The organism is Moorena sp. SIO4G3, from assembly GCF_010692305.1.
GTDB lineage: Bacteria > Cyanobacteriota > Cyanobacteriia > Cyanobacteriales > Coleofasciculaceae > Moorena > Moorena producens_A.
Window position 1 is genome coordinate 21,749 of record NZ_JAAHIG010000012.1, and the last position, 12,496, is coordinate 34,244.

14 protein-coding genes are annotated in these 12,496 nt (G+C 42.1%); 5 read left to right on the forward strand and 9 right to left on the reverse strand.

Going from position 1 to position 12,496, the window contains the following annotated elements; all coding sequences use genetic code 11:
* Positions 1-64 precede the first annotated feature (64 nt).
* Complete coding sequence (locus tag F6J99_RS04065) at positions 65-763, forward strand: class I SAM-dependent methyltransferase (protein WP_293111817.1); 699 nt, start codon at positions 65-67, stop codon at positions 761-763.
* A gap of 264 nt (positions 764-1,027) precedes the next feature.
* On the opposite strand, the gene F6J99_RS04070 is transcribed toward F6J99_RS04065, so the two are convergent.
* The 7 genes from F6J99_RS04070 to F6J99_RS04100 form a co-directional block, all read right to left on the reverse strand.
* Positions 1,028-1,828, reverse strand: a complete 801-nt coding sequence (locus tag F6J99_RS04070) for a phytanoyl-CoA dioxygenase family protein (protein ID WP_293111818.1) — start codon at positions 1,826-1,828, stop codon at positions 1,028-1,030.
* Positions 1,825-3,024: a macrolide family glycosyltransferase gene (locus F6J99_RS04075; protein ID WP_293111819.1), complete on the reverse strand. Its 1,200-nt coding sequence runs from the start codon at positions 3,022-3,024 to the stop codon at positions 1,825-1,827. The genes F6J99_RS04070 and F6J99_RS04075 overlap by 4 nt, the downstream gene beginning before the upstream one ends.
* 79 nt (positions 3,025-3,103) lie before the next feature.
* The gene (locus F6J99_RS04080; RefSeq protein WP_293111820.1) at positions 3,104-4,027 is read right to left on the reverse strand and encodes a hypothetical protein; all 924 of its coding nucleotides are present in this window, start codon (positions 4,025-4,027) and stop codon (positions 3,104-3,106) included.
* Positions 4,028-4,059: 32 nt separating this feature from the next.
* A complete protein-coding gene (locus F6J99_RS04085; protein WP_293111821.1) occupies positions 4,060-4,980 on the reverse strand; it encodes a hypothetical protein in 921 nt (306 codons plus the stop codon).
* Between the two features lie 1,021 nt (positions 4,981-6,001).
* Positions 6,002-6,268 (reverse strand): hypothetical protein, encoded by a 267-nt coding sequence (locus F6J99_RS04090; protein WP_293111822.1) that lies wholly within the window; start codon positions 6,266-6,268, stop codon positions 6,002-6,004.
* A gap of 50 nt (positions 6,269-6,318) precedes the next feature.
* Positions 6,319-6,495 carry a hypothetical protein gene (locus F6J99_RS04095; RefSeq protein WP_293111823.1) on the reverse strand — a complete coding sequence of 59 codons (177 nt, stop codon included), beginning with the start codon at positions 6,493-6,495 and terminating at the stop codon, positions 6,319-6,321.
* Positions 6,437-6,559, reverse strand: coding sequence for a hypothetical protein (locus tag F6J99_RS04100; RefSeq protein ID WP_293111824.1), 123 nt, complete (start codon positions 6,557-6,559; stop codon positions 6,437-6,439). Before F6J99_RS04100 ends, F6J99_RS04095 begins: the two co-directional genes overlap by 59 nt.
* A 596-nt stretch (positions 6,560-7,155) precedes the next feature.
* Between F6J99_RS04100 and F6J99_RS04105 the strand changes: the two genes are divergently transcribed.
* The 3 genes from F6J99_RS04105 (at position 7,156) to F6J99_RS04115 (ending at position 9,489) form a co-directional block, all read left to right on the forward strand.
* Positions 7,156-8,586, forward strand: coding sequence for a form I ribulose bisphosphate carboxylase large subunit (locus tag F6J99_RS04105; RefSeq protein ID WP_070394936.1), 1,431 nt, complete (start codon positions 7,156-7,158; stop codon positions 8,584-8,586).
* An 81-nt stretch (positions 8,587-8,667) separates the two neighbouring features.
* Complete coding sequence (locus tag F6J99_RS04110; RefSeq protein WP_070396895.1) at positions 8,668-9,057, forward strand: chaperonin family protein RbcX; 390 nt, start codon at positions 8,668-8,670, stop codon at positions 9,055-9,057.
* A gap of 84 nt (positions 9,058-9,141) precedes the next feature.
* A complete protein-coding gene (locus tag F6J99_RS04115) occupies positions 9,142-9,489 on the forward strand; it encodes a ribulose bisphosphate carboxylase small subunit (protein WP_070394937.1) in 348 nt (115 codons plus the stop codon).
* A 152-nt stretch (positions 9,490-9,641) separates the two neighbouring features.
* Here the strand turns inward: F6J99_RS04115 and F6J99_RS04120 are convergent, their stop codons facing one another.
* Both F6J99_RS04120 and F6J99_RS04125 read right to left on the reverse strand, forming a co-directional pair.
* Positions 9,642-10,010, reverse strand: coding sequence for a hypothetical protein (locus tag F6J99_RS04120; RefSeq protein WP_293111825.1), 369 nt, complete (start codon positions 10,008-10,010; stop codon positions 9,642-9,644).
* Between the two features lie 55 nt (positions 10,011-10,065).
* Entirely contained in the window at positions 10,066-10,635 is a 570-nt protein-coding gene (locus F6J99_RS04125) for a DUF6232 family protein (protein WP_293111826.1), read from the reverse strand.
* Between the two features lie 572 nt (positions 10,636-11,207).
* Between F6J99_RS04125 and F6J99_RS04130 the strand changes: the two genes are divergently transcribed.
* A complete protein-coding gene (locus tag F6J99_RS04130) occupies positions 11,208-11,363 on the forward strand; it encodes a hypothetical protein (protein WP_293111827.1) in 156 nt (51 codons plus the stop codon).
* Positions 11,364-12,496 lie beyond the last annotated feature (1,133 nt).

The following is a 12,496-nucleotide window of genomic DNA, read 5'->3' on the forward strand; positions in this document are numbered from 1 at the left end:
CGTGTCAAAATCAACTCATGAACTGCTACCATAGTAGGGTGGCTTCGTTAATTTAACAATATCGATGACAGATTTGGGGATAACTGCTGGAGAAAACTATAACGATTATGTGGGTCCCGCAGAAGAGTACGATTTCATGGGAGCATCTCAATTTCGGTTGCTCTGTACACTGGGGCTTCGATCCAAGCATAAATTGCTCGATTTTGGCTGTGGCTCACTTCGTGCGGGTCGGCTTTTCCTGACTTACCTTGATGAAGGTTGCTATTACGGGGTCGATCCTAACAGGTGGTTAATCGAGGATGCGATAAAATTTCAAGTTGGACAGGATCTCCTCCGTATCAAGAAACCGTTCTTTAGTTACAATGATCAATTCTCTTTGGCCGAATTTGAAACCCATTTTGATTTTATCCTCGCACAGTCCATATTGACTCATACTGGGATTGACCTAGTGAGGCTTTGTCTCCAGAACTTTGCTAGATATTTGAAACCTGATGGTCTCATCCTTGCTACCTTTTTGGAGGGAGATTATGACACTGAAGGAGATAGTTGGGAATACCCGATGTGTGTAACATTTCGACCATCGACAATTAGGCAATTAGCACAGGATGTGGGGCTTGTAGGAATTTCAATCCCCTGGTTTCGTCCAAGGCAAACTTGGTATGTTTTTGCGAAAGATCAAGACCGTCTTCCCACTGAGGCTATGTTTCCTTATCTTCATGGTGCTGTCTTGTTTGATTCGATGTTGGGGAGTTCAAAAAAATAAAAGGCTCTATCCCTGGGGTCTCCTGGGTTTGTGCTTGAAAAGGTTCGCCATCATACAAAAAACTACTTGCTTTACACGAAAAAAAGTCTCCATTCAACGGCTTCAGAATTGATAAGCTTGCCTTACGATTAAAAACTCAGGAGACCCTATTCCTGTTTAAGGAAGGCTGAGGTTGAAAACCCATCAAATCTTTGCCAGAAAAAGGTTTCAGGATGGAAGTCGGCCTTAATTGAGACATCTGCTCCTGGGATTTGCCATAATTAGCTACCCTTTGGAAGTCAAATAGCGATTAGCCTCATCTTCACTAAGCAGAACTAGCGGCGATCGCTCTGGATCTGAAAAGAAGGCTGGACTTTCCTTTTTGGGAAGGGCGCTCTGTTCAAGTGAGCTGTATGTAATTACAAAATTTCGACGCTCAAAGGGAGAAATGTTGGGAACTGAACCATGCAATGTATCGTAATGTACGAACAAAACTGAGCCAGCAGGACCTTTCGGCGCTGAAATCCCTGACTTCTCTACAAATTTCACAAACCTTCCTCGATCTACGGTCAATGGTACACTGGCTGTCGGACTCTGTACAACGCTCTGATCCCAATCCAGTAAACCTTGTGTGTGAGACCCAGGTATATAATAAATTGGCCCATTGAACTCATTAACCTCGTCTAAAAAAAGGATGACATTTCCCCCTTTCGGCGCGGAAATTTTTTCGTAATGCTGTGCGAAGGCTGAGTCTTGATGCCATCCCCACATTCCTCCTGTAAATGCTGACTTCATCACTATTTTGCTACGGAAGACGTATAACTCAGGACCGAAAAGCTGTTGTGCGGGTTCAAGTAAGCGCGGGTGACGGACTAAACTGCGAAAAATCCGGTTGGTGAGATGAATTCCGTAAAGGGTGCGTAAGGTTTCCTCATCTTCTTCCCAAGCTCGCCCCAATGTCTCATCAGCTACAACGATTGGTACTTGAGCGCGGATTGCCGAAACTTCCTCGGAGGAAAAACACTCTGAAATGAATAAAAACCCTTGTTCTTCATATTGCTCTATCTGATCTTTTGTTAGTTTCATTTCTTGTACTCCAAAATGAGATCGACAGCTTTTTGGATTCCTCCTGCTTCTCGAAATGATTTGCTTAGCCGTTTGATGCTATCACGAATTTCATTATCTTCTATTACCTGTTCAACAATTTTTTTGAATTCTCTAGGCTGAATACTTTTCTGCTTCACCCATCGTCCTAACCTTAATTCTTCCACTCGATTAGCAACTAGATATTGATCTCCTCCTTGAGGAAAAACAATCATTGGAACTTGGTTAAGAATTGCCTCCCAAGTGCTGTTTGTTCCTCCATGGGTAATAAAAACACTAGCGTGCTGGAGAATACTTAGCTGCGGTACATAATTTCTTACTATAAAGTTAGATGGAATCTGTCCGAGCGATTCAACATCAACCATCTCACCTACGGCCATCACTATCGTGCGATCGCTGTCTTTGAATGCTTGTAAACACTTTTCATAAAAAGGATATTTTGTATTATACAATTTAATTGATCCTAAGGATATATAAATGATTGACTTGTTCTGAATTGTTTTTAATGGTAGCTCGGGATCTAAAGGTCTATCGATATAGCAGGGTCCAGTAAAATGATAGTTTTTCTTGAATTTCGAACGCTGGATCTGAAACATTTCGGATGCATAGACAATATTTAAATCCCCTCGTAAGTTCATACAATTCGGTTGCAGCTTAAAAACATCACGCTCTTCGATCCGCTTGAGTGGGTACTTTTGTATCAATTGTCGCCAAAGCTGCCTATCTCGATTAAAGAGGCGTAGATGTCGAGGAGTTTCAGCAATCGGATAGGCTTCTAGTAAAAGCTGTATTGGGGGAAAAAAACTAGGCGGTAGTAGGAAATTCGTGTGAATGCAAACTGTTGAGAGATTGAGTAAGTCACCCAGCACAGCTCCCCATAAGCATTTTGATGTAAAAATGAGTAACTTGGGTCGATCACGTTCGAGTTGTGCTAACAAAATCGGTACAGCATCTAAAGTGTACTCTATAACGCGGGATTGAAGCGTCACATCTTCGGGTGCTTCCTTCATCTTGGGAAGATTACAGAATCTTGCTCCATGAGACTCGATCAGATCTCGCAATTCCTCAAAGCAGTAACAAGCTATTTCTTCTCCACGCTGAGCTAGTTCATTCGTTATTCCAACCGTTGTCGCCATTCGCGAGTAAATTGGAAGGTCAAAGAAAACAATATTGGACATTAGATAATGATAGGGCCGGATTCAAAAATCACTAATTGCTTCAAGCTGTCTCTGAGGGTTTATCAAAACCAATTAAATTTTAAACCAGTTTCAAGGTTTTAGAGATAAAGTCAATATGAGGACTTTTATTGGGAATTCCCGTTCCTAAATGCATCCCATAAATTCCTTCATTCATAACCGAATTGACTTCCCAATCCACACAATTTACTATACCAGTATTACAACCAAAAGCCATCTCCGTGAGACTTAGTTGTCTTTCTGGATGAAGTTCTACATCAAGTAATGCAGAGGTTTCATCGCGACCATCTAATACCAAGCGAGTTACAGAGTTATCTTCCAGCTCTATATATTTTTCTTGACTAGATGCGATGCGCTCGGATAGGGCTTTTAAAGCCATCTGGTTGCGCTCTTTTATCACTCGCTTATTTGCCGAATAAAGAATACCGTCGAAATAAAAAATCCCTTCCACTGAAAAACTGGATTTATTTCCTTTGATATTTACGACCGAACTTTCCCATAACTCAGCAATGGAGTAAAACCAACCTGCTTGTAATTCATCTTCAGCATTAGCAACCTCCAAGCTTTCCGCCAACTGACACTTTAGTTGACTACCTCTGTCATCGGACAAATATAGTCCCCCTTGAACCTCAGCAATTTTATTATAAGTCTTACTTCTCAGCACTAGCCCTTGTTCGAGATTGAGGCTATTAGCCTCTAGCAGCCGCTCCAACGAATAAACAATTCCCTCAAAACTGCCATCAAACTTGACTGCTGGCAAATGGACAACCCTACTTTCGGATACATTCCATAGTTCTTTCAGACGGTCATGATAGTCGTAGTCGGAAAAGACAAGAAATGCGGCCTCTCTATTTCTAAAATCATAATCATCAAACAGAATCGTTTGATATCCTTCCCGATCGAGGTAGGAACGCAATTGATGATTATCAACAATGATCATCATCTTCTTGTCGATTAGGGACTCGTAAAAATCTAAAATACGCATTAATTTATTTAAACTTTGCTAATTTATCGCCTTTAATCCTCAACTATTTTGATAGTCTGGGAGATAAAGTTAACATATGGACAGTTGTATGCTGTTCCCATCCCTAAATGCATGCCATGTATGACTCGATTAATTATGGAATTTACTTTCCAATCCACTCTTTCTATTAGCATGGCATTACAACCAAAACCAATTTCTGTAAGACTCATCTTCCTCTCAGCATCCAGATCTAGGTCTAGCAATAAACTCGTTTTATCCTGACCATCTATCACTAGTCTAGCGATTGAATTATCTTCAATCTCAATATATTTTTCCCGGCTGGATGTTACAGCCCTAAATAAGCAGCTTAATGCTTCTTTGTTGCGCTCTTTCGTCTCTCGTAGGGTAGAACCGTGTATCATTCCATCGAAAAAAAGCCTTCCTTCTACCGAGAAACTGGATTTATTACCTTGAATATTTACTATCGAAGCTTCCAAAAACTCAGAAATAGAGTAAAAATATCCTGATCTAAGACTATTTTCGCTATTAACAACTTCTAAAGTTTCTGCCAACCAACACTTCAAATCACTGCCTCTTTCATCAGCTAAATATAACTCCTCTGAGCTGTTGGCGATTCTGTCATATATCTGACTCCTTCGCTCTAAATTTTTTTCAATTTTGCAACCTAGAACCCGATCGAATTCATAAACAATTGCCTCCAAGCTTTCATCATGCCTAACTGCTGCGAGTTGTACGATTGTACTTATCGAGCTATTGGATAGAGCTAGCAATCGCTCGTAGCAGTCATAATCTGAAACTATGGTGAAGACAACTTGATTTTTTGTAAAGTCATAGTTTTCAAACAATATCGTTTCATATCCTCGATCTCCGAGGTAACTACGCAGCTGAGAGTTATCTACAATAATTGGAACTTGTTTTTGAATTAACGATCTATAAAAATCTCGAATATCCACCTTAATGTCTTACTTATACTCACCTAGATTTGCTGGCTTACAAGAAAGCCTTAAGCTCAGATATAACAGTATTTTTTTGGGTAGAAAAATTAAAATCAAGTCGCAAGCAAATTGCTTTAGGATATCTTTGCAAACTCACTACTATAAGTATAAACCGATATCAACGATTCCCAAGATTTCTTAGAGTTCGCGACCGCACGGAAAGAAAAGTTTGCAAAGATATCTTTGTTCCCTAAGCAAGGCAAACGCATCTAAATTATAGAAGCCTTACTCAGCAAAGATTTCAAAATTAATAAGCCAAAATACTTATCCTATGAATCTCATATCTAGTAGGCATTTCAAAATAAGATGCGTTTACGCTGGTTTGCTAGGTTCTAAGCCAGTTCTGACTTACCAGTAACCATTACCCAGTTTACTGCGGGTATTCTTGTCAACTTGTTCGAGTTTACGCTTTTTGCTTGCGGTTTCTTTGTGCTGTGTTTCTTTTTTGATTTCTTTTTTCATTGGATTTACTCCCGTTCGTTGGGAATTAGTGTACTGCATCCGAAATTTCAGATGACACTGTTTATTTTGGATGGAAACTAATGAACACCTTTTATTCTTTATAATTTATTTATATTATCTTTAATTTTGTTTACATTAAAACTATTTGCCTTGCCCTGCTTGACTGACAAAAGTAAGAGCTGGAGGTCTTCCCCAGGGCAAGCGCATCTAATTTTGTAGTCAAAAATACAGAGTATTTTTAACAATTGTGATCGAATTCTATTTTTTGGTATTAAAGATGTTAAGTATTAGGCTAAGAGAGTAAAGCATCTATCCTGATTGACTGACAAAACTGGTAGTAGTAAAGTTGTAGTGATTTGACTAGGGTTTGGTCAAGGTAACGGGAGCGAAAATCACTATTTGTGTACCACTACCCACCTATCACTTCATGACTCTTCTTGCCCAGATAGGACAAAATCCCAAGACCTAAGCCCCTGACTGCCTGACACATCTGTGTGAAAACTAGGCTGATCAGGTTCTACACGCTCCATGACCGGATGCGCGAAAACCAGATCTGGTCGTAGTAATCAGACTTGGCTTGATGGCTAGCAAAGCATGGTTGTGGATCTATTGGCAACAATGGTACTGGCGTTAAAAGTAGCCGACCTTTATTGACTACGCCCTTGAGCCAACGCAGACCAATTTTGAGATAGCTGAGGCCTCGTTTCCAATGGGGATCTACCTGTCGCCGTAAGCCTTCAAGTTGAACAGCCATGCCTTGGGTTGTGGCGTAAAGCAGGGACATGCCATTATTTCCAGCATCTTGATTAAGCCTTTAGTTGATCAGTACTTATATCATGTCGGGATAATTACCCTGTCTTGATGCAAAGCGCGAGTGGGGGAAACCACGGCAAAGCGCGAGTGGGGGGAACCCCCAAGACCGCGCTGCCTTCCCAAGACCGCGCTGCATCGCTTAATAAAAATCTCCCCATCTCCCCATCTCCCCATCTCCCCATCTCTCCATCTCTCCATCTCCCCATCTCCCCATCTCCCCATCTCTCCATCTCTCCATCTCCCCATCTCCCCATCTCCCCACCCTCCCTCTAATTATGGGTATTCAACCTGACTTGATATTACCCTTGCATGTGTTGCACGGGTCCTAATTTTAGGGGCGATTCTAGGGGCGCAATGGTTGCAGCCTCACGATCTGTAGCGCAACTGTTCAGGTTTGATTTATCTGATTTTGTTTTTTAACCCCGCTGCCAAACCTTGTCAAGCATCAGATTATAGTCAATTTTAGAATTTTTGTTACAAAAAATTCTAAAATTGTTACATTTCGTCACGTTATAAGAGAAGCTGATACATTCCTAAAGAATATTTGAGGTTTAAGTGATCCCATTACCTGCTATATTTCAAAATGATTAAGAAATTCTGAATTACCTGAGCGACTTGACTGACTAGCAACCGTTTACCAATCAGCGGAGCGGTAGGGTTAGTAAGTAAAGCTACAGGTAATCCCCAACATTAGCCACAAACAGGTGATTGTGGAATCGGTGTTGTGCCCTTCTTCAGGCTTAGACAACAAGCCTAGATGGGTTGTTTGTTCTCTTAGCTAGGAGCAACAAACAACACTAAGAAAAGAAAATCTATTCTAGCGATAGCAACATTCAGTAGTTCCTAAGGAAGCAACGCATGTCTTACTCATCAACCAGTACTCAGACAAAAGCTGGCTACGATGCCGGTGTAAAAGACTATAAATTAACTTATTATACGCCAGATTATACTCCAAAAGATACGGATATTTTGGCAGCGTTTCGCGTAACACCGCAGCCTGGTGTACCTCCGGAAGAAGCCGGTGCAGCGGTTGCAGCTGAGTCTTCTACGGGTACCTGGACAACAGTTTGGACTGACTTGCTGACTGACCTAGACCGTTACAAAGGTCGTTGCTACGACATCGAACCAGTACGTGGGGAAGACAACCAGTTCATCTGCTTTATTGCCTACCCACTGGATCTGTTTGAAGAAGGCTCAGTCACCAACATGCTGACCTCCATCGTGGGTAACGTATTTGGTTTCAAAGCTCTGCGAGCACTGCGTTTAGAAGACTTGCGGATTCCCATTGCTTACCTCAAAACCTTCCAGGGACCACCCCACGGGATTGTTGTAGAGCGGGACAAGCTTAATAAGTATGGTCGTCCTTTGCTCGGTTGTACCATTAAGCCCAAGCTAGGTCTATCCGCTAAGAACTACGGTCGTGCAGTATATGAGTGCTTGCGCGGTGGTCTCGACTTCACCAAAGACGACGAAAACATTAACTCCCAGCCCTTCATGCGCTGGCGCGATCGCTTCTTGTTCGTAGCAGAAGCAATCCACAAATCCCAAGCTGAAACTGGCGAAATCAAAGGTCACTACCTCAACGTCACTGCTCCCACCTGCGAGGAGATGATGAAGCGGGCTGAGTTTGCTAAGTCCCTGAACATGCCCATCATCATGCACGACTACCTCACTGGTGGCTTTACCGCCAACACCACTCTGGCTCGTTGGTGCCGTGATAATGGCGTTCTGCTGCACATCCACCGCGCTATGCACGCTGTGATTGACCGTCAGAAACACCACGGTATGCACTTCCGCGTCTTGGCTAAGTGCTTGCGCATGTCCGGTGGTGACCACCTCCACTCCGGTACTGTAGTCGGTAAGCTTGAAGGTGAAAAAGGTATCACCATGGGCTTCGTTGACCTGATGCGGGAAGACCACATTGAGCAAGACCGCGAACGGGGTATTTACTTCACTCAAGACTGGGCTTCCATGCCTGGTGTAATGCCAGTGGCTTCTGGTGGTATTCACGTTTGGCACATGCCTGCGCTAGTAGAAATCTTTGGTGATGATTCCTGCCTACAATTCGGTGGTGGTACTCTAGGTCACCCATGGGGTAATGCTCCTGGTGCTACTGCAAACCGGGTAGCTCTAGAAGCTTGTATCCAAGCTCGTAACGAAGGTCGTAACCTGATGCGTGAAGGTGGTGACATTATCCGGGAAGCTGCTAAGTGGAGTCCTGAGTTGGCAGTTGCTTGCGAACTGTGGAAGGAAATCAAGTTCGAGTTCGAGGCAATGGATACCGTCTGATGCAGTTTGAGGTGTGAAGTTTGAAGTATGAAACGTCATACTTTAGACTTCATAACTTTTTCTAAAAGACTGGGTTCAACCATGGATTTAAAACGAGTTGCGAAAGATACAGCCAAGGTGCTGGCTAGCTATATGACCTATCAAGCACTGCGGACAGTGGTAAACCAGTTAAGAGAAACCGACCCTCCCCGAGCGCTTTGGCTACAGTCTTTTTCCTCACAACAAAGTATCCAAGATGGAGACGCTTATCTTGAGGAATTACTGCGGGCTAAACCTGAATTAGCGTTGCGGATTATGACTGTGCGGCAACATATTGCAGACGAAGTGGCCGAGTTCTTACCTGAAATGGTTTGCACCAGTATCCAGCAGTCGAATATAGAACATCGGCGTCAGCATCTTGAACGCATCACGCAATTCACTCTTCCAGATAACCCAACTAATTCTGAGCAGAAAACTGATTCGGACACCTAATTGGTTCAACCGAAGACGTTACCTGCTATCCCCCAAATTTCATACCTATACTTCAACAGAGAATCAAACAGAGCATCAAAATCTATGAAAACATTACCAAAAGAGCGTCGTTACGAAACCCTTTCCTACTTACCCCCCCTGAGTGACTCTCAGATTATGCGGCAAGTGGAGTACATCTTAGCGGAAGGTTACATCCCTGCGATCGAGTTCAACGAAAGCTCTGAACCAGAGATTTACTACTGGACATTATGGAAACTGCCTTTGTTCAAGGCTACTTCACCTAAAGATGTGCTAGCTGAAGTGGATGAGTGTCGCTCTGAATACCGCGACTGCTATATCCGGGTTGTGGGTTTTGATAACGTTAAGCAGTGCCAAGTTCTCAGTTTCATCATTCACAAGCCTAATGACGGTGTTAGCCGCAGCCGTTGGTAACTGCAGCTTTTACTACTAAAGGCTAAGGCATTCATAGTTGAATGAAATGCTATTATTAGCCCCCCGATGTTGATCGGGGGGCTGTTTCATTCTTGACCCTAACATTCAGGGGTGAGGGAGCAAAAGCCCGTTCTGGTTTAGATGCATTTGCCCTAGTTTTTATCCCATTCTTCCAAAGCACCAATCACAAAACTGGATGCGGGATGATTGAGGAATTGTTCCAAAGCTTGAATGCTTCCTGCTTTTAAGGCACTAAGTGTCTTCGGGAACAGTTTTGGGTTGCTTTCAATATGTTCTCTGGCTTTAGTTGCAATTTTCCACTTTCCAGTATATGACTTTTCTAGCTGCTCTAGAAGTTGTTGAATCTCGCTTGCAGCTTCAGCAAGATTCCTTTTCTGTTCTGAATTATATATATTATTAACATTTCCTTTGAAATTACCTAATACTATAGGGTTATTATTATTATCAATCTTAAATTGATGATTATTCCTAACAATTCTTTTAATCGGTTTATTTTCCACCTTTGAGCTCCTTAATCCATTGAATAGATTGACAATAATCAGAGTGTTATAAGTTTTAAACCCAGTTCACAACATCCCCTTCAAAATCACCTGATACTACAGGAGCACCAATATTTTTTTCAATTTCTATAGATTTATAAGACATGTCCAAAGTTTCAAAGTTAAAAGTAATATCTTTGGGTTCATTGCTATTCATCACATCAGACAAAGTCCAAATAACTTTTTTAAGAAATTCCTTATCCCTACTTACTAAAATTTTTTTCAGGCCATTATTTGTATAAATAGTCATTCCATATCTTTCTATGGTTTTAGTTATAGTTTTCTTATATTCATAAATTAACCAAGCTCCAATAGCTATGAATAAAACAAAAATTTGTGAAGAAAATCCCAAAAAACTAGCATATATAAATAATACTATAAGTATAACAAATAAAGCAATAGAAAGCTGGCTGATTGGTTTTTTATATGTAGCAGTACTTCTCAAATCAACTAATCCGATACTTGCAATATTATGAATTTGGTAAACAACATTTCCAAAGATTAACGTTTTACCTCTAATCTTTAAAAAAGATGTTTTAATTTCAGTTGGATCAGTAACTTCATCTGGCAAAAAATTACTCAACATACTTTTTTAATTGAACTCAAAATTATGGTTTGATAAAGATTACTGGCGTTGCTGGATTAAAGTTTTAAAGAGTGCATCTCATGAAAGCTGTTTGAACCGGTGAGTGGAACGGGCATCTTGGTGGAACGGGTGCATCTCATTTTTGTTGCTTGACAATGTGGTGCGTTACGGGGCGGGCTGTCTAAACCCTGGCTACGAGGCTGAAAATGAGGCCCCCCTAACACACCCTACGCAACTTTTTTACAAATATGAGATGCACCCGGTGGAACGGGCATCTTGCCCGTTACAATCGGACGCACTGTCCTAACACTGGCTACCGAGAAAATCAGGGCGAACCCGTCTTATGACGCACCACTAGCAACATTTAGGTGCGACCCGTGGAGAATTTAATTATTAATGGGTCAAGCGCACCATTACAAATGTGAGATGCACCAAGTTTTAAATGCCTACTAGAGCTGGCATTAATCTGATTTTTGGTTTAGCTTATTAATTGGAATTTATTTCTGAGTAAGGGTTTTCTAATGTAGATCCATTTACCCTGTCTTGATGCAGTCGCTCATGGTTTGGGTTCTGTGTGCGGAACCTGCGTCCGCACCTGTCTTGATGCAGTCGCTCATGGGGGTTTCCCCCAAGACCGCGCTGCATCGCTCTCCAGCCCCGTGGAAACCACGGCAGTCGCTCATGGGGGTTTCCCCCAAGACCGCGCTGCATCGCTTCTGGAACTTTGAGATGCTCGCCACTTGATCGGAACTTGAAAAACACAAGGATTCTAGTATTTAGAAACCATAGGTTTTAACTTTGGCGGTAATAAATTTCAATCAAGACCTTTTATAGAATATCAAATCTAACCTTAGCTTGGCAGTACCCTTAAGGGTACTTTTTCTGAGCTGATCCTATGATATGATTAAAAGTTATTCTTACTGGTGGATAAAACTCCTGAAAGTATTACTAAGAGGGTGCATCTCCTAAAAGTTAGTTGTTTGACAAGGTGGTGCGTTACGGGGCGGGCTGTCTAAACCTTGGCGCTTGAGCGGAAAATGAGGCCCCCCTAACACACCCTACGCAACTTTTTTACAAATATGAGATGCACCCTTACTAAGAAAGACACCTCAGTAAAATAGAGCTGACAAGCAGAGGGGTGACATGGTATTGCTCCAATTTCCTGTCAACCCCCTACTCGATAGTCAACTGTATACTCAACGGAGCCAATGGATTACCCCCAAAATAAACCCAGGGCTGTTTCATTCTCTATGGTTCGATTCGCTGAACCGACCAAAATGAAACAACCCTGGGGGGGCTGGCATAATAATGGCAATTAACAATCAAAAATTGCCGATTTTATTGTGATTAATAATGTAAGCATATGCGCTACACGCACGCTGCGCGAACAGCTGTCAGCCGTCTGCCGTCTGCCAAAGGCTCACGCGTGCGCGTTCAGCTTAAAATAAACCCAGCGTAGCGTGCCCATCGCGCAAACGGTCAAATTAAGCGCACCCGATTAGCGCTAATCGGGTGCATGTCAGTTTTGTTAATCCCTGATTCAGATCCCCCATTATCCCCCTTAATAAGGCAGGGCTGTTTCATTCTCGCCAAAAATAGATGGGGAGATGGGGAGATGGGGAGATGGGGATAATTTTGGACAAATAGTCGGAATTTTGGCCAAATTTATCTAACACTCATAGAAGGCTGAATCACGAATTGTTAGTCATTGGAGTTGCTTCCTCCCAACTAATTTGTCAGATTTTAATGACTAAATTGGCGGATTTTTCGGGAAATTTTAGTTTATTTCCCTATCCCCCTATCCCCCTATCCCCCTATCTCCAATAATCGTTAACTTATTAAAGTTTGAAACAGCCCTACC